Annotated in this window: 9 protein-coding genes; 8 read left to right on the top strand and 1 reads right to left on the bottom strand. The window is 61.2% G+C overall.

Features of this window, described 5'->3' with window-relative positions:
• Window positions 1-151: 151 nt before the first annotated feature.
• Window positions 152-1060 carry a LysR substrate-binding domain-containing protein gene (locus VLA07_RS09905; RefSeq protein ID WP_007962273.1) on the bottom strand — a complete coding sequence of 303 codons (909 nt, stop codon included), beginning with the start codon at window positions 1058-1060 and terminating at the stop codon, window positions 152-154.
• Window positions 1061-1240: 180 nt separating this feature from the next.
• Between VLA07_RS09905 and aspA the strand changes: the two genes are divergently transcribed.
• From aspA to VLA07_RS09865, 8 genes are all read left to right on the top strand, one after another.
• Window positions 1241-2665 carry an aspartate ammonia-lyase gene (aspA, locus tag VLA07_RS09900; protein ID WP_027610364.1) on the top strand — a complete coding sequence of 475 codons (1425 nt, stop codon included), beginning with the start codon at window positions 1241-1243 and terminating at the stop codon, window positions 2663-2665.
• Between the two features lie 507 nt (window positions 2666-3172).
• Window positions 3173-4618, top strand: coding sequence for an alanine/glycine:cation symporter family protein (locus VLA07_RS09895; RefSeq protein ID WP_097089448.1), 1446 nt, complete (start codon window positions 3173-3175; stop codon window positions 4616-4618).
• A gap of 171 nt (window positions 4619-4789) precedes the next feature.
• Complete coding sequence (locus tag VLA07_RS09890) at window positions 4790-5794, top strand: asparaginase (RefSeq protein ID WP_096795417.1); 1005 nt, start codon at window positions 4790-4792, stop codon at window positions 5792-5794.
• A gap of 134 nt (window positions 5795-5928) precedes the next feature.
• Window positions 5929-10545, top strand: a complete 4617-nt coding sequence (locus VLA07_RS09885; RefSeq protein WP_333989162.1) for a hypothetical protein — start codon at window positions 5929-5931, stop codon at window positions 10543-10545.
• 103 nt (window positions 10546-10648) lie between these two features.
• A complete protein-coding gene (locus VLA07_RS09880; RefSeq protein WP_027610360.1) occupies window positions 10649-11644 on the top strand; it encodes an AraC family transcriptional regulator in 996 nt (331 codons plus the stop codon).
• 268 nt (window positions 11645-11912) lie between these two features.
• A complete protein-coding gene (locus tag VLA07_RS09875) occupies window positions 11913-12938 on the top strand; it encodes a histone deacetylase family protein (protein WP_135296863.1) in 1026 nt (341 codons plus the stop codon).
• Window positions 12935-14035, top strand: a complete 1101-nt coding sequence (locus tag VLA07_RS09870) for a polyamine ABC transporter substrate-binding protein (protein WP_096795420.1) — start codon at window positions 12935-12937, stop codon at window positions 14033-14035. Before VLA07_RS09875 ends, VLA07_RS09870 begins: the two co-directional genes overlap by 4 nt.
• A 152-nt stretch (window positions 14036-14187) precedes the next feature.
• Window positions 14188-18762: a hypothetical protein gene (locus VLA07_RS09865; RefSeq protein WP_333989160.1), complete on the top strand. Its 4575-nt coding sequence runs from the start codon at window positions 14188-14190 to the stop codon at window positions 18760-18762.
• The last annotated feature ends 20 nt before the right edge of the window (window positions 18763-18782 follow it).

Here is an 18782-nt window from a genome sequence, read left to right as displayed (position 1 = left end):
TTTTATTGACTTTAAGGTCAGCGACAGAACACCGCAAATCCGCCCTGTGGGAGCGGGCTTGCTCGCGAAGGCGTCAGGTCAGATACATGAATCTCGACTGACACACCGTATTCGCGAGCAAGCCCGCTCCCACAATTGGATCTGCGATGGCTCAGGAAGCCTGTGCAGCGCCGCCTTCAAGCTTGCGCCACAGCAACCGCACGTTGGCCTTGCGCACCAGCGCGCAGCGATACAGGCGAATCTCCAGCGGTACATGCCATTGCGGGCCGCCGCAGACCACCAGTTCGCCACGGGCCAGTTCGGCACGCACGCTCAGTTGCGGCACCCAGGCGATGCCGAGCCCCTCCAGGGCCATGCTCTTGAGGCTGTCGGCCATGGCGGTTTCATAGATGGTGGTGAAACGCAGCTGGCGCTGGCGCAATAATCCATTCACCGAACGCCCGAGAAACGCCCCGGCGCTGTACGCCAACAGCGGCACACTGGCCTCGCCTTCCAGATCGAACAGCGGTTTGCCATCGGCATCGGCTGCGCACACCGGGAGCATTTCAGTCTGGCCCAAGTGTAACGACGGGAAAATTTCCGGGTCCATCTGCATCGCCGCGTCCGGGTCGTAGAACGCCAACATCAGGTCGCAGCCACCCTCGCGCAGCGCATGCACCGCATCGCCGACGTTGGTCGCCACCAATCGCGTGGCGATGTTCAGCCCTTCATTACGCAGTTGCGCAATCCAGCGCGGGAAGAAACCCAGCGCCAGCGAGTGCGCGGCCGCGACTTGCATCACTTCACCCTGCCCGCCTTCCAGGTGATGCAGATGGCGCAGCACTTCACCGAGCTGTTCGACCACGGTGCGCGCGGTCACCAGAAACAATTGTCCCGCCGCCGTCAGCTCGATCGGCGTGCGCGAACGGTTGACCAGCGTCAGCCCAAGCGCTGCTTCCAGGCTGCGGATCCGCCGACTGAACGCCGGCTGGGTCACGAAGCGTCGTTCGGCCGCCTGCGAGAAGCTGCGGGTGGCGGCCAGAGCACTGAAGTCCTCGAGCCATTTGCTTTCCAGATTCATCACACCCTCCCGAGAACGCACCAAAACAGGTCACACGTCTGCCGCACACGCGGCGTCACATGGGCATTATGCCGAATGTGCATAGGCCAGTGTTTAACAGCATTGGCCCAAAAAATCCCACAAGCCTAGCATTCGCAGCGTTCCGGCACAGACCGGGTCCATATCGAGATGATTTCTATCATGTCCTCCGCTGCATCTTTCCGCACAGAAAACGACCTGCTTGGCGCCCTCGAAGTACCGGCTCAAGCGTATTACGGCATCCAGACCCTGCGAGCGGTGAACAACTTCCGTCTCTCCGGCGTTCCGATTTCGCATTACCCGAAACTGGTTGTCGGTCTGGCGATGGTCAAACAGGCCGCCGCTGACGCCAACCGTGAGTTGGGTCATCTGAGCGAAGCCAAGCACGCTGCCATCAGCGAAGCCTGTGCCCGATTGATCCGCGGTGATTTCCACGAAGAGTTCGTGGTCGACATGATTCAAGGTGGCGCCGGTACTTCCACCAACATGAACGCCAACGAAGTGATCGCCAACATTGCGCTCGAAGCAATGGGTCACCAGAAGGGCGAGTACCAGTACCTGCACCCGAACGACGACGTCAACATGGCGCAGTCGACCAACGACGCCTACCCGACCGCGATCCGCCTGGGTCTGCTGCTGGGTCACGACGCGCTGCTGGCCAGCCTCGACAGCCTGATTCAGGCCTTCGCGGCCAAGGGCAAAGAATTCGATCACGTCCTGAAAATGGGCCGTACCCAGCTGCAAGACGCCGTGCCGATGACTTTGGGTCAAGAATTCCGTGCTTTCGCCACCACCATGGGCGAAGACCTGGCCCGTCTGAAGACGCTGGCCCCGGAACTGCTGACTGAAGTGAACCTGGGCGGCACCGCGATCGGCACCGGCATCAACGCCGACCCGCGCTATCAAGCGCTGGCCGTTCAGCGTCTGGCGCTGATCAGCGGTCAACCGCTGGTGCCGGCCGCCGACCTGATCGAAGCCACCTCCGACATGGGCGCCTTCGTGCTGTTCTCCGGCATGCTCAAGCGCACCGCGGTCAAGCTGTCGAAAATCTGCAACGACCTGCGCCTGCTGTCCAGCGGTCCACGCACCGGCATCAACGAGATCAACCTGCCAGCGCGTCAGCCAGGCAGCTCGATCATGCCCGGCAAGGTCAACCCGGTGATTCCGGAAGCCGTTAACCAGGTGGCCTTCCAGGTCATCGGTAACGATCTGGCGCTGACCATGGCAGCCGAAGGCGGCCAACTGCAGCTGAACGTGATGGAGCCGCTGATCGCGTTCAAGATCCTCGACTCGATCCGTCTGCTGCAACGCGCCATGGACATGCTGCGCGAGCACTGCATCGTCGGCATCACCGCCAACGAAGCGCGCTGCCGCGAACTGGTCGAGCACTCGATCGGTCTGGTCACCGCGCTGAACCCGTACATCGGCTACAAAAACGCCACCCGCATCGCCCGTATCGCCCTTGAAAGCGGCCGCGGCGTGCTGGAACTGGTGCGCGAAGAAGGCCTGCTCGACGAGGCCATGCTCGCCGACATCCTGCGCCCGGAAAACATGATTGCTCCGCGTCTGGTTCCGCTCAAAGCCTGAGCCGACGCGTTATTTGTAGCACCGCTCACCAGGTCGAGGGACTAGACACCTCTCACCTTTTGAGGGCTTGGGGATTTGTCCCCAAGCCCTTTTTTTTAACTTTCTGATCCTGAGACCCGTATGTCTGGGGACTGAACAATGTAGAGGTGAGTCATTGTGATGAGGGGGGATAAATCCCCTCACCACAGGGTTTGCATCAACAGAAGAGCAGTTCCCGCACAAGCCCGGCGCCGGTAACGCCGGGTGTTTCAACGCTTCGTTTCGTCGCTTGCACCACGAGCGTGCAGACGGGCGCCGCACTGATCGGTATAGTGCCGCCCCTCTTCGCGTGAGCGGTCGTCGGTAACGAGGCCATAACCCATGCGAAACCCGAACTAATAACAAACCCGCGAAATGGATCCGGGACGAAACCTTCGCCTCACCTGTCGTGCCGCGCGCAAACCGGTGTAACGCGATGTTTCTGAACATCCAGCATTTGCTTACACAAAAAACAGCGAGGAAAAATCCATGCTCGAAGTCATCAACGACTTCCTCTCAGGGAAAGTACTGATCGTGCTCATTGTCGGGCTCGGTAGCTACTTCACGATTCGCTCGCGTTTCGTTCAATTGCGCCACTTCTTCCACATGTTCGCGGTATTCCGCGACAGCCTGAAAAGCAGCGGCGGGCAACTCAGCTCGTTCCAGGCCCTGATGCTCAGCCTTGCCGGCCGCGTCGGTGCAGGCAACATCGCCGGTGTCGGCATCGCCGTGACCCTCGGTGGTCCGGGTGCGGTGTTCTGGATGTGGGTGACCGCACTGGTCGGCATGTCCAGCAGCTTCTTCGAATGCACCCTGGCGCAGGTCTACAAGCGCGCCGATGGCGACGGTCTGTACCGTGGCGGCCCGGCCTACTACATCCAGCACGGCCTGAAGTTGAAAGGCATGGCAGTGGTGTTCTCGGTCCTGCTGCTGGTCACCTACGGCTTCGCCTTCATCGGCCTGCAGTCCTACACCGTGACCCACTCGCTGCAAAACGCCTTTGCCTTCGACCCAAGCCACACCGGGATCGTCCTGGCGGTGCTGCTGGCCATCACCTTCATCGGCGGCATCAAGCGCATCGCTGCAGTGTCCGACCTGCTGGTACCGGTCAAGACCCTGGCCTATATCGGCGTGACCCTGTACGTAATCGGCACCCAGATCGAACACGTGCCAGCGATGCTGGAAACCATCTTCAAGAGCGCTTTCGGTCTCGACCCGGCCTTCGGCGGCCTGCTCGGCAGCGCCATCGTCATGGGCGTGAAGCGTGGCGTGTTCGCCAACGAAGCGGGCCTGGGCAGTGCGCCGAACGTCGCCGCCGTGGCCTCGGTGAAACACCCGGGCGCCCAGGGCGTGGTTCAGGCCTTCAGCGTATTCCTCGACACCTTCGTGATCTGCACCTGCACCGCGCTGCTGATCCTGCTGTCGGGCTTCTACACCCCGGGCTTCGAAGGTGACGGCATCGTCCTGACCCAGAACTCGCTGGCCGCCGTGGTCGGTGACTGGGGTCGCATCTTCGTCAGCGTTGCGCTGTCGCTGTTCGTCTTCACCTGCATCCTCTACAACTACTACCTGGGCGAAAACAGCCTGCAGTTCCTCAGCCGCAACCGCGCCTTGCTGATGGTTTTCCGCGGTCTGGTCCTGGCGCTGGTGGTATGGGGTTCGATGCAGGATCTGTCGACCGTGTTCGCCTTCGCCGACATCACCATGACCTGCCTGGCCTTCGTCAACCTGATGGCCCTGGCCATGCTGTTCAAGGTCGGCATGCGCGTGATGCGCGACTACGACGAACAGCGCCGCGCCGGCATCAAGCAGCCCGTGTTCGACTCCAGCAAATTTGCCGATCTGGATCTGGACCTGAAGGCCTGGCCGACCGAGGCGCCAGCCGCCGGCAAGACCGCAGTCGAGCCGCAAGGCGTGCCTGCAGCGCAACGCTGACAGGTGAATGACGGGCGCATCCCCTGCGCCCGTCAGTTATTGTGATGCAATAACTTGTAGGAGCGAGCCTGCTCGCGATAGCTGTCTTTCAGCCAACATCAATGTTGAATGATGAACCGCTATCGCGAGCAGGCTCACTCCTACAATGTCATCTCTTGTGGAGACCCTCAGATGATTGCCAATTCCTTTCCCGCCGCCCAAAACGTCATGGTGCTCTACACCGGTGGCACCATCGGCATGCAGGCCAGTGCCAACGGTCTGGCCCCGGCGTCCGGTTTCGAAGCCCGCATGCGCGACTACCTGCACAGCCAGCCCGAACTGGTGGTGCCGCAGTGGCGCTTCCGGGAAATGTCGCCGCTGATCGACAGCGCCAACATGACCCCGGCCTACTGGCAGCAACTGCGCGAAGCGGTGGTCGATGCGGTGGACGTGCAAGGCTGCGACAGCGTGCTGATCCTGCATGGCACCGACACCCTGGCCTACAGCGCTGCGGCGATGAGTTTCCAGTTGCTCGGCCTGCATGCCCGGGTGTGTTTCACCGGCTCGATGCTGCCGGCCGGCGTCACCGACAGCGATGCCTGGGAAAACCTCGGTGGCGCGCTCGTTGCTCTGGGTCAGGGTCTGGCGCCGGGCGTGCACCTGTATTTCCATGGCGAGCTGCTGGCGCCGACCCGTTGCGCGAAAGTGCGCAGCTTCGGCCGGCATCCGTTCAAGCGCCTGGAGCGTCAGGGCGGCGGGGTGAAAGCGCCGTCGATTCCGGCCGCACTGAACTACAACCAGCCGAAACAACTGGCCAAGGTTGCTGTGCTGCCACTGTTCCCCGGCATCGGCGCCGAGGTGGTTGATGGCCTGCTGGCCAGCGGTATCAAAGGTCTGGTGCTGGAGTGCTACGGCAGCGGCACCGGACCGAGCGACAATCCCGAGTTCCTTGCCAGCCTCGGCCGCGCACGGGACAACGGTGTGGTGGTGGTTGCGGTCACGCAGTGCCATGAAGGCGGGGTCGAGCTGGATGTGTATGAAGCCGGCAGCCGTTTGCGCGGCGTTGGCGTGTTGTCCGGTGGCGGCATGACCCGAGAAGCGGCGTTCGGCAAGCTGCACGGCTTGCTCGGTGCGGGTCTGGACAACGCCGAAGTGCGGCGTCTGATCGAACTCGACCTGTGTGGCGAATTGCGCTGAGCCTGGTCCGGCGCCGGCGATAGTCCGACGCCCTACATATCTACCACCCACGCTGCATCGTGCCTCCCTAGCATGGAGCGATCCCGAGACTTGTCCTCGGGATCGCCTCCATCACCAGAACGCAGGGACGCACGATGAGTTCAGCAACCACAAGCTCCACCCGGCAGACGGCTGCCGGCACCAATCCCACCGAAGCCCTGATCACCCAATTGAGTGTCGGCCCCGACTTGCGCGACGTGGCCGCCGTGCTGTTGCGCGAACATTTGCGCAAGCTGTACCCCACGCTTGATCTGGAGCCGAGCATTACCATGATCGGCACGCCGCAATGGTCCATCGTCGACGAACAGATCGTTGCCGGAAATCCGACCTACCAGGCCTTGACCGAAATCCTCGACGCCCAGGTCGTGCAGGGCACGCCGACGCTGTATATCGAAGGTGAACACTTTCTGACGCAACAACCGATCAGCGATCCGGCCGTCCACCTGCCGGTACGGATCGACGAAATCGCCAGCCTGCTCAACCTGCTGGCACCGGTCATGCTCACGGCGTTTCAGGAGCAACAGCTGGCGTACTGGAACAACGCCGACGACAGCAACGGCCCGCGTTGGCATACATTGTCGAACACCCTGCGCGAGATCTGGAACGTCAATCAGGTACAAGGCTGGAGCGAGAGTGACTGCGCAATGGCCCGCGCGCTGTATCGCACTGCCGGTCTGGCCGGCAGGAAAATCGATGACCAGAACAGCGCCTGCCTGATCGCCATTGATCTGATCGATGGCACAACCGTAAAGCATCTGAACGAAGTATCGATGGCCGTGCTGATCGGCACACAACAGGGAAAGACGGTCATCCTCGCCCATTCACTGCTCAAGGGTTATCAGAAGTTCGACTCTCTTGATGACCTGGGCAAATCCTTGCCTGCGCACGTGGGCAATCTTCAGCCGTACCAGCAGTTGAACTGGCGATTGCTGGAACCCTCGGGCAGCATCTTCGATTATCAGGCGTGTGCACTGGTCTCGATTCAGATCGATGTGATCGGCGCGCTGGATTTTTCTCCTGCCACACCTGCCCCGCTCGACAAGCCATTGTCCACGGCCACCCCCGAAGTCGACGCCACGGCGAAAAAGCCCGGCCCGCCATTGAGCTGGTTTCAGAATGCCTTGCCTGACTGGCTCATTGCTGCATCACTGCCGGATCTGAACAACTATTCCCGGCACTTGAAGGATCTGGCTGCACTGCATAACCAGAACACCGGCAAGTCCTATCTGGATGGCATCCTGCCAATCAGCGAATACGCGCTGAGCGAAATGAACGCCTTGCATGCCGAGACCCTTCGCGCGCACGCCGATGCGCAGCGTACCGATCTTGAAACAGCTCTGGAGTCGATCCAGTTGCGGGTCAAAAGTCCGGTGATCTGGGGCACCTTTACTGTTCCGGGAAAAATCGAGACTTACAATTTCAGCGTCACCGATCTGGCCTTGCAGAATCTGATTGCAGTGCCGGTAGGCAACAAGACCCTGCACTCCACCCGTGGCAAGCCATTGCCGACATGGCTGACCGTAAGCTATCTGGAAGACCTGGTAACCCGCGCGGATATCGGTACGACCTACCCGGCGCTGATCAAGCGTCAGTTGGTCGACACCACGCCAGCTTCCGCCGGGAGACAGGCACTGTTCACTCAACACTTGCGCATCCAGTTGCCGCTGCTGGCCCTGCAATCGAAAATTCGCGGCAAGGCCGGTATCGACGCACGCGGTTACCGCTATGTCGTCGCGGTGCTGGATCCCGACAGCAACCATCGCATGGTCGAGGACCAGACCATCGTCATGCGGCCTCTGGCTTTCGTACCTCAACGCAGAACAGACGGCAGCCATGACGAAGTCGCCAACATGTTCGTGATCGGTCCTGAGGACCCGAGCGCCGGGCCGTGCCTGCTGTATCGACCGATGCTCGACCAGCCGTTGACCCAATACCCTTCCCCCAGCAACTTGCTGTACGCCATCCAGCAATCCGCCAGTCTGCGTGACTCGGTGCTCGCCTGGCTCCCGGACCGCGTGCGCAGCGACTACGCCAACTATGTGTTTCCAGGCACGTTGCCCTCCCCCTGGGCCGTCACCGAGTTTCTGGTGGATGCGGAAAAAATGAGGGTCATGAGTGGGCCGATCAGCCTCGGTAGAAAGACCGTGGAGGGCGATCTGCCAGGCGCTCTGTACAAAGCCAACGCGTCGGCGCTGGTCGAGCTGGCCGACCGCCAGTCGGTGTCAAATGCGGAAAGTCGCTGGGCCAGTTTCAAACAGGCCGGATGGACCCTGTTCAATGCCGTCTTGCCGTTCCTCGGACGCACGGTGGGTGTCGCGACGTGGATCTGGCAGGTGATGGAGCAACTGCAAGCCCTGAAGGAAGCCCGGGAGCAGGATGACTCTTCCGCGCAATGGTCAGCGTTCACCGAGGTGTTGCTCAATCTGGGGATGGCGATCACGTTGCACATCGCAGGTCGCTCCCGACCACGGCTGGCCCATGAGACAGCGGCACGCGAAACACCGAAAAACCCTGACCCCACGACCACTGAAATCACCGTGCAACAACTGGAAAAAAGTGCTCCCCATGAAACCGCTGACCTGCAGCAAACCCTGAATATCAGCGGCGCCGCGAATCGCACGCCCGCAAGTCTGGGCACCGTGCTGTCCCACTTCAAAATCCTTCGCCCGCAACGTCTGGGTAGCGCCAACACCACGCCAGGGCTCTATCGCAATCTCTACAGCTACAACAGCAAATGGTACGCCCCGGTGGGCCATGACTGGTTCGAGGTCGCGGTGGACGAAAACGGTACCGTCATGATCATCGATCCGCAGGATCCAACCCGTACCGGCCCAGCCTTGATCGGCAATCTGCGTGGCGATTGGTTCGTCGATACCCGACTGCGTCTGCGCGGTGGCGGCTCGGCCGGCCTGACACAGCTGGCTGAAGCACAACGCCGCATCGAAGCGGAAAAACTGCGCACCCGCCTGACCGCCTTCGAAAGCCGTAAGGCGGCAGCGCAAGGCGAGCTGGAACAGGTCCGCCAGGCAATGAACGCTGCCACCGCTCAGACCGCTGCGGCCCACCGCCAGCTCTTTCTACAGTCTCTGGACAGGCAACGCGTCGCTTATGCCCAGGCGTTGAGCGATCTCAAGGCGTTGCATGTATTCTCGCCAACGGCTGACTACCAACAGAGATCCCTGAGCTACCTGAAGGCGCAGCTCGAACTCATCCATGCAGGGATTCGCGAAGCGCTGACCCTGTTCACGCCGACATTGCGCAGCGTACTCAATCATCTCGAAGAACAGGCTGAACAGCCCCAGAACCGGCATATTGCCGAAACGCGGCAGATGCTTGAGCTCAATCTGGACATGATCACGCGTCTGGAGCAGATCCAGGCACAATTGGTGCAACTCAAAGAGTTCGAGAGAGACGGCTTGCGCTTGATTCAACTGACCCGCAAGGCACTCCCGGCGTACTCGATCGAGGATCTCAAGGCACTGCAGGTGACACTGGCGCGCAATGTCTGCCTGCCCGAACACTCGGTAGCGACCGCCGCGGATGCCTGGCTCAGTCTCGACCAGATTGTCGATACCGCCGATATCGCCGTTCAAGCGCTGCGCGACACCCTTGAGGAGCGCAGCGTTTCCCGGCTCGACGAACGCATCGACTGCCTCAACGATCTGATCGAACAATTCAACGTACTCGACGAGCGCCTGGCAGACTTCAAGTCCGCGTTCGCTGACAGTGTGCAAGAGGCACCGCTGACAAACCTTCGCCAACAGCTCGAGCAATTCAACCGCAGCGCCCGCCACAACCTGGTGCTGTTGCTCGAAGAGCGCGACACCCTGCGCAGCCGCCCGGCGCTCCCCGTGCAACCGCCAAGGCCGAAAAAGAAGTTCATCCGCACCCGCTACAACGGCGTGCTGATCGGCGAGCCGCGCCTGACGGCACAGGGCCTGGAAACCGACCTGGTCGACATCAAGTCACCGCTCACGGACAAGGTCATCTCGACCTTTCATCAAAAAACTCCCGGGGTGTGGGTCGAACGTATCAGCACTGCCTTGCCGACGCCGACGCCAGCGCTCGAAACCAGCCTGAACAAGGGGCAGGACCTGCTCGACGGCCTGCCGGCGTTCACCCTGCGCATGAACGAACTCATGAAGCAGTCCGGACGCTCGGCGGTCGGTATCGAGTACCTGTTTCACCAGCACGCCCTGCAACTGGAACACGTCAGCGCGGCCATTGAACAGGCCCTGACCGACAGTAACGCCACGGACAGCAGCCAGCGCTCGGCTGCGGTGCTGAACAAGGCGCTGAGCGATGCCGTCGACAGCCTATATCAGCAGGCCAAAACCGCCATGTCGATGATGACCAGGGCACAATCACCCACACCATCAGGTGTCGCCTGGCTTCAGACCAATGACAGCATCCGTATTGCAAAAACTGTCAGTCGACGCCGCCTCAAGGGCGGCAAGGCGCTCTACCTGGACGAATACAGCATCACTGACCAGACCACGCGCAAGGTGCTGTGGTACGCGCATTTTCTGTACTCCACCTCATGGGTGCCGGACAAGGCCTTCCTCTCTGCACGTTTGAAAACCCCCGCGGAGCGGCAACTGGGATCCGATGCCGACAGCACTCGCGGGTTGAGCCGGGCCGAACGGCTGGCGTACTACCGCAGCATGATCGGCGTGGAGCAGGCCCGACAGCTGTTTTTCAGCGCGAGCTAAGGCATACGCTGATGACCGTGCACGACGTCGCCCCTGCCTGTGGGCGTCGTGCACGGCACGCTACTTGCTGCCTCTTTTGCCAAAAACCAGCGGATGCCGCCTCATGCTCCACTCCCACCTCACGACGCTCAATGCCGTCTCACTGGTACTCAACACCTTCAAGACCGAAGGCCTGTCGAGCGAAGCGCTGCTGGCCGGCAGCGGCATCAGTGCGGCGGATCTGGCCCGTGCCGACACACGCATCACCACCAATCAGGAAATGCAGGTCTGCGCCAATGCGGTCGCGCTCAAGCATGACATCGGCCTGGAACTGGGCCGACGGATGCACGTTTCCTGCTACGGCATCCTCGGTTACGCCCTGCTCACCAGTGCCACCTTAGGTGACGCTTTGCGCCTGGCGATTCGCTATCCGGCGCTGCTGGGAACACTTTTCGAACTGAGCCTGGAAGACGACGGCGAGCGGGTCTGGTTCGTCGCCGCCGATTACCGCGAGAGCCCGTCGATGGCGGTGTTCAACGCGGAGTTCTGCCTGGTGTCATTGAAGGTCATCTGCGACGATTTGCTTGGGCATCCGCTGCCGCTACTGGCGACACGTTTTGAACATGCCGCGCCGGATTACCGCGACAGCTACGCTGAGCACTTCAACAGCCCTCTGCACTTCGGCGCCAAGGACAATGCTTTCGCCTTTGACCGGCGCTGGCTCGATCAGCCGTTGCCTTTGGCCGACAGCATCACCCACCAGGCCATGGCCGACCGCTGCCGCAAACAGAACATCGAGTTCACCGGACGTCAGGCGTGGCTGGGGCGGATTCGCCAGTTGCTCAGTGCCCAGCTCAATGCAGCACCTGGGCTGGAGGGGCTGGCCCAGCAAATGAAGTGCTCGCCGCGCACCTTGCGCCGCCATTTGAAGGACATGGGCAGCAGTTATCAGGAACTGCTCGACGAACTGCGCTTCGAGCGGGCCAAGCAGATGCTATGTGAGGATCAACTGCCGATCTACCGCATCGCCGAGACCCTGGGCTTCAGCGAGACCGCGAGTTTCCGCCATGCGTTCGTGCGCTGGAGCGGGGTGGCGCCGAGCCAGTTTCGCCCTCATTGATGTTCCAATGTGGGAGCGGGCTTGCTCGCGAATTCGCAGTGTCAGTCGCGATCAATTTATCTGACATACCGTATTCGCGAGCAAGCCCGCTCCCACCGGAATGCATTGCATGCCTGAATCTAAGCAAGGCTGTACTGAAAAGAGGGGCGAATTGCGGTCAGAGTTTTTGGCCATATCGATCCCCTTTTGGCCTTTCCTGCCGTTCTCCGTTTCGTCGCGCGCCGCAACACTGGGGGCAACCGAATCAGCCCCCTGCGGAGAACAACAAATGCTGACGATCTACTCGGACGATCACCACCTGCACCACGGCCGCTGCGAACTCATCGACGGCCAGCTCAAGCCGTGCTTCGAGATGCCTTCGCGTGCCGACCATGTGCTGCAACGGGTACAGCACCAGAACCTCGGCCCGGTAGAAGCGCCAAAGGATTTTGGCCTCGAACCGATCGCACGCATCCACAGCCGCGACTACCTCGACTTCTTCAAAGGTGCGTGGGCACGCTGGACCGAATTCAACACCGACGGCGACTTGCTGCCCTACACCTGGCCCGCACGCACTCTGCGGCAGATCAAACCGACCAGCCTGCACGGCCAGCTCGGCTACTACAGCTTCGACGGCGGCGCGCCGATCACCGCCGGCACCTGGCAAGCAGCCTACAGTGCAGCGCAAGTGGCGCTGACTGCCCAGGCCGAAATCCAGCGTGGCGCACACAGTGCGTTCGCCCTGTGCCGACCACCGGGACATCACGCTGCCAGCGACTTGATGGGCGGTTATTGCTACCTCAACAACGCCGCCATCGCCGCTCAGGCATTCCTCGATGCCGGCCACAAGAAGGTCGCGATCCTCGACGTCGACTACCACCACGGCAACGGCACCCAGTCGATTTTCTACGCGCGCAGCGACGTGCTGTTCACCTCGATCCACGGCCATCCGGAGGCCGAGTTTCCGTTCTTCCTCGGCTACGAAGATGAACGCGGTGAAGGCGCCGGTGAAGGTTTCAATTTCAACTATCCGCTGCCGGCCGGTTCCGGCTGGGATGTGTGGAGTGCGGCGCTGGAACAGGCCTGCAACGAGATCGACAGCTACGGTGCCGACATCATCGTCGTGTCGCTGGGCGTCGACACCTTCAAGGACGATCCGATCTCGCAGTTCAAGCTCGACAGCCCGGATTACCTGGCCATGGGCAAACGCATCGCCGCCCTCGGCAAACCGACGCTGTTCGTCATGGAAGGTGGCTACGCGGTGGAGGAAATCGGCATCAACGCAGTGAACGTGCTCGAAGGGTTCGAACAATGAACCGACTCAAGCACTGCATTGCGCCAGCCCTGTGCGCCGCGCTGCTCAGCGTCGGCGCCCACGCCGAAGAACGCACCCTGCGCGTCTACAACTGGTTCGACTACATCACGCCCAAGGCGCTGGAAGACTTCAAGGCACAGAACACCCAGACCAGACTGGTCTACGACATCTTCGACACCAACGAAGCACTGGAAGCCAAGCTGCTGACCGGTAACTCCGGCTATGACGTGGTGGTGCCATCCAACGTGTTCCTCGCCAAGCAGATCGAGGCCGGGGTGTTCCAGCCGCTGGATCGCAGCAAGCTGCCGAACTGGAATCACCTCGATCCGAAACTGATGAAGCTGATCGAAGCCAACGACCCGGGCAACAAATTTGCCGTGCCGTACATGTACGGCACCATCCTGATCGGCTTCAACCCGGCCAAGGTCAAAGCCGCGCTGGGCGATAACGCGCCGGTGGACAGCTGGGACCTGATCTTCAAGGAAGAGAATCTCAGCAAGCTCAAGCAGTGCGGCGTCGCCCTGCTCGACTCGCCGTCGGAGATTCTGCCGCTGGCCCTGCAACACCTGGGTCTGGATCCCAACAGCAAAAATCCGGCGGACTATGCCAAGGCCGAAGCGCTGCTGATGAAGATCCGGCCGTACGTGACCTACTTCCATTCGTCCAAGTACATGGCCGACATCGCCAACGGTGACATCTGCGTCGCGGTCGGTTATTCCGGCAGCTTCTCGCAAGCGGCCAATCGCGCCAAAGAAGCGAAGAACGGTGTAGTGGTCGACATGCGCCTGCCCAAGGAAGGCGCACCGATCTGGTTCGACATGCTCGCTATTCCCAAGGGCGCGAAGAACCCGGAGGACGCCTACACCTTCATCAACTACCTGCTGCAACCGACGGTGATCGCGCCGGTCAGCGACTTCGTCGGGTATCCGAACCCGAACAAGGACGCCACCCAACTGGTCGATCCGGCGATCCGCAACAACCCCAACCTGTACCCGACCGATGCGGCGATGGGCACGCTTTACACCCTGCAACCGCTGCCGCGGGATGCCGAGCGGGCACGCACCCGGGCCTGGACCAAGATCAAGTCCGGTACCTGAGCCGACGCTGACGACAAGACCCGCCGCCGTGCGGGTCTTTTTTTGCCTGCGATATTTATCTACCACCTTCGGTGCTCGGCCCGTCATTACCTTGCAACGCATCGCCCGCCGCCACTTTCGCGGTGCCTGCTGTTCTGACCAAGGATGTGACCATGCCAGAAACCCTCAACTCTCCCGCCGACCACAAGCTGCCGGATGATCAAGACGCCCTGCTCACCCAACTGATCGCCGGCCCCTCAATCAGGGAAGTCGCCACCCGCGCCCTGCAACCGGCACTGAAGACGCTATACCCCAAGTTACAGATCGACCCGCGACTGGCAATGGTGGTGACACCTGGCTGGACCTTGCGTGACCAGCGTGTCGTCCCCGGGCCGCGACACTTCGAATCGCTGACCGATGCGCTGGTGCGTCATGGCGTCGCCAACAAGCCAGTGACCTACCTGGATGGCGAGCACTACCTCACCTTGCATCCTGCGCACGAGACACCGGTACAACTGCCCGTCAACATCGAGGCTATCGCCAGGCTGCTCAATGAACTGGCGCCGCTGCTGTTTGTTGCCTTCGAGGAACAACAGGTCGATTACTGGAACCAGTTCACCCGCGCCTCCGCCCCGCGCTGGCAGGGATTGTCCAGGTCCCTGCGCGAACTGTGGAACGTCGGGACGAACCCGGCGTGGGACGACGACCAGCGCGCCATGGCCCGGAGTCTTTTCGACCATCCGCAAAAAACTGCCCGCAGTACCGATGATCGCTATCAGTCCCGCGCCTGCCTGATCGATCTGGACACCACGCGCGATGGCACTTCCACTCACCTGCACGTCCTCGATATGGCCGTACTGATCGGCACGCTCGGCAGCCGCACGCTGATTCTCACCCACACCATCACTCGCGGTTTCCAGGCCTTCGATACCCTGCAGGAACTGGGTGCCTCACTGCAGACCCAGACGGAGGGACCGCCGCCTGCAACCCTGCAATGGCGGCTGATCGAACCTGACGGTGACTACTTCGATCATCTGGCGTGCAATCTGATCGCCCTGCAGGCCGACGCGATTGGCGAGTTGGCGAACGAACCGGCGACAACCAACCTGACGCCCCACGTCAGCCGCACGACCAACGAACTCGATCCCACGGACAAGCAGTCGTCTTCACGCTTCAACCTGGTCGAGCAAGCGTTGCCAGAGTGGATGGTCGACGCCTCGCCCAGCGACCTGACTGCCTACAGCCGTCATCTGATGGATCTGGCGCAGGTGCAAAGTCAGAACGCCGAGCAGTCCTTTGACGACGGCATCAAACCGATTCGCGAGTTCGCGCTGGAGCAACTGCAGGCGGCCCTGCTCAAGGAGCATCCCGAAGCCACTGAACTGAATCTGGCCGAGATTCGCATCGTGGTCGACAGCGTGGTGGTGTGGGGCAGTTTCACACCGTTGCTGGAGCCCGAACGCAGCACCTTCAGCCTGGTCGATCTGGCGTTGCAGAACCTGATTGCCTTGCCGCTGGGCAACAAGAACGTGAGCAGTATCGGCAGCACTGCGGTGCCGGCATGGATGACGGCCGATTATCTGGAGAGATTGATCGTCAGTGTCGACATCGGCCAGACCTATCCTGCGCTGATCAGGCAAAAACTGCGCGATGACCCGCTGGAAAGCCTGCGAAGGCAGAACCTGTTCACCAGCCGGCTGCGTGTCGAATTGCCGTTACTGGCGTTGCAGCAGAAGATTCGCGCGCAGGGTGGGGTCGACGAGGCGGGCTATCGCTATGTCGCGGCTGTGGTTCAGTTGCTGGACGCCAATCGCCGGGTGGACGGTCAGGAGATTGTCATTCGACCGCTGGCCTTCAATCCCGCGTGGCGCCCGGGGACGACCACCGATGAAGTGGCCAACATGTTCGTGATCGGGCCCCGACAGATGGACAAGGGCCCCTGCCTGCTCTACCGGCCGCTGTCCGATCATGCCTTGCTCCAGTACCCGTCGCCGGCCAACCTGGTGTACGCCATCAAGCATTCACCGACATTGCGTCAGGCGGTTCTCGCCTGGTTGCCGGACAGTGCGCGCGCCAACTATGCCAATTACGTGTTCTGCGATGATCGCCCCTCGGTATGGTCGCTCTCACAACTGCTCGCCGATCCACTGACTTCCTTGCAGATGAGCGGCACGCTGACCTTGGGAACAGCAGTCATCGCTACCGATTACCTGGCTGTTCTGTTCAAGGCCAACGTCAGTGCAATGGTCGAACTGGCGAATCGGCAATCGGTGTCCAATAGCGAAAGTCGCTGGGAAAGCTTCAAGCATGCGAGCTGGATGATCCTCAGCGCCGCACTGCCGTTTTTCGGTCGAACCGTCGGTACCGCCGCCTGGATCTGGCAAGTGCTGGACGATCTGCAACAAACCTTCGACGCCGCTGCCACAGGCGACACCGGGCAGCAGAAAACCGCGATGACCGATCTGTTGCTGACCTTGGCCATGGTGCTCGCCCATCACGCCAGCACTCGAAACGCGACGCCTCGGGACATCACTGAAAAGAAGCCGGTGACCGTCGAAACCGAGCCCAAGGAGCCGGCACCACCAACGCCGGTAAGCATCGTGCAACGCCCTGATGTGATCGGTGAGTATCCGGCGCAACACCAGACTTCGCTGATGACCGACACCGCGCTGAGCCTGACCCAAACCCTGGATCGGTTTGCCGTTACGCGCCCCGAAGCGCTCACCCCGACCGGCAGCGACGCCGGTCTTTATCGCCACCTTTATCGACATGCCAGCGGGTACTACGCACCCGTGGGTGAGCGCTGGTTCGAAGTGGCGGTCGCCGACACCGGTGAGGTATCGATCATCAATTCGCAGCGACAGCCCGGACGTCAGGGCCCGGGCTTGATCCGCAATCGGCGGGGCGAGTGGTTCGTCGACACTCGCCTGCGTCTGCGCGGCGGTGGTCTGTCGAGTCGGCGCAAGGCCAAACGACGGGAAAACAATGAACGCATCGCCGAACTCAAGAAACAACTGACCGAGTTCGATAACACGCGCGAGCAGGCCCGCGCAGAGCTGACAGCTGCCCGCACCGCCATGACCACGGCCAGCGATGACACTCTGGTGGCGCAGCAGACCACGTTTCTTGCAGCACTTGAACGCCGCACCGAGGAATACGCGGCGCCCATCGACCAGCTGAAATCGCTGAACCTGCTTGAGACCGTACCCCATTTCCGCACCGCCATGACCGAGATGCTCGGTACCCAGTTGTTCTTCAACCAGACATGGCTCACTCAACGTGACCCCCTCTTCGCCAGAACCCTCAAGGAAACCCTGGTGCTGCTCGAGGCCGAGGAAACGGCTGCGGGCACCGGTGATCCCGTCACCTACCGCAGAATGTACGATTTGACCGAGGACATGATCAGCAAGATCGAGTTTGCCCAGTCACGTTTTCAGGAGTTGAGCCGACTGGGCAAACGTGCCGCTGAAGTCGCCAATACCTATCGCGCAAAGCTGCCTGTGTTCAGTCTCAATGATCTCAAGGCACTTCAGGTGTCGCTGGCTCGCGACATCTGCCTGAAAGATCAGGCTTCGCCAGCGCTGACTCAGGCGCAAGGCGATCTGGTACGCCTGCTCGACACAACCAACCTGGTTATTCAGACCTCCCAGGAACTGCTGCTCGACCAGACCAGCCTGGGGGCCAACGAGCGGATCGAAGGCCTCAACGGCATGCTCGAACAGTTTGCCGCCATCGATCAGTCGTTTGAGGATTTCGCCCTCAACCACAAGGATGTGCTGCTCGACGAGCCCTTCAGCCACACGCGTAAACGAATCAACGAGTTTCAACGCCAGACCGAAGAGCACCTGGCGCAATTGCTCCTCGAACACCGGCCGGTGGAGCCTCGGCCCGGTCCTTCAAGGCCAGCGCCAGCCTCACGTAAACGGATTATCAAAACCCGCTTCAAGGGCACAGTGGTCGGCGAGTTGCGTTCCTCGGCGCCAGGGCAACCAGTTCTGCTGGACGTGAAAGCGCCCATGACCGGGAACGTCATCGCCACTTTTCACGAGAAAACGCCCGGTGTCTGGGTCGAACGCATTCAGCCCGGACGGCGCCGCCCGCCTGCTCCGGTAGCGGATCTCGCCACCCAGATCAGCCAGGGCCAGGCGCTGCTCGATGGCGTAGAAAGCTTCATCCGGCAAACCGAAGCCCATGCCAAAAAACCCGGCCGGATTCCGGTGGAGATCGAAGAGCAGTTCCAGCGCAAGGCCGAACAGCTCGACGAAAGCGCGAAAAGCCTTGAACAGGCCCGGCTGCGGGCAAACAGCACCGAGGAGCCGCCAGCCCTGATTGCCCAATTGAACCAGGCGGGTGAACGCCTGTACGCCGAGGGCTACCGGATACGGGTCGAGATGACCAAGCAACAACCGCCAACCGCCGCCCGGGTCGAATGGTTATTGCACAAGGATGAGATCGACATTGTGTCTGGCGGTGCCCGGCGTCGCCTCAAAGGCCCGCGCAGGGATTATCTGCAGGAGTACGAAATTCGCGAGCGGCGCACCGGCAAGACGTTGTGGTACGCGCACTTCCATTACAACAGCCCCGATGCACCGGCCGACGCCTTCACCGCCGCCCATTTGAAACTGCAGGAGCAACGGCGGATGGCCGGCGCCTTCGACCTGGACTCAGCCACCAGCAGCCCGCAAATCATCGCTATCTATCGCAGCGCGATCAGCCCGCAGCTGGCGCGTTCGCTGTTTTTCTCATAAGCCCCAAACGTCAAAAAGGA

Origin of the sequence: Pseudomonas sp. S3(2024) (assembly GCF_036861315.1) — a bacterium.
GTDB lineage: Bacteria > Pseudomonadota > Gammaproteobacteria > Pseudomonadales > Pseudomonadaceae > Aquipseudomonas > Aquipseudomonas putida_A.
The sequence above is the reverse complement of the archived record's forward strand: the minus strand, read 5'-3'. Positions and strand labels throughout refer to the sequence as shown.

What these genes read in the sequence shown, in the direction of transcription:
- VLA07_RS09905 (WP_007962273.1), bottom strand. Translation starts at nt 1,060, where the DNA reads ATGAATCTGGAAAGCAAATGGCTCGAGGACTTCAGTGCTCTGGCCGCC.
- aspA (WP_027610364.1), top strand. Translation starts at nt 1,241, where the DNA reads ATGTCCTCCGCTGCATCTTTCCGCACAGAAAACGACCTGCTTGGCGCC.
- VLA07_RS09895 (WP_097089448.1), top strand. Translation starts at nt 3,173, where the DNA reads ATGCTCGAAGTCATCAACGACTTCCTCTCAGGGAAAGTACTGATCGTG.
- VLA07_RS09890 (WP_096795417.1), top strand. Translation starts at nt 4,790, where the DNA reads ATGATTGCCAATTCCTTTCCCGCCGCCCAAAACGTCATGGTGCTCTAC.
- VLA07_RS09885 (WP_333989162.1), top strand. Translation starts at nt 5,929, where the DNA reads ATGAGTTCAGCAACCACAAGCTCCACCCGGCAGACGGCTGCCGGCACC.
- VLA07_RS09880 (WP_027610360.1), top strand. Translation starts at nt 10,649, where the DNA reads ATGCTCCACTCCCACCTCACGACGCTCAATGCCGTCTCACTGGTACTC.
- VLA07_RS09875 (WP_135296863.1), top strand. Translation starts at nt 11,913, where the DNA reads ATGCTGACGATCTACTCGGACGATCACCACCTGCACCACGGCCGCTGC.
- VLA07_RS09870 (WP_096795420.1), top strand. Translation starts at nt 12,935, where the DNA reads ATGAACCGACTCAAGCACTGCATTGCGCCAGCCCTGTGCGCCGCGCTG.
- VLA07_RS09865 (WP_333989160.1), top strand. Translation starts at nt 14,188, where the DNA reads ATGCCAGAAACCCTCAACTCTCCCGCCGACCACAAGCTGCCGGATGAT.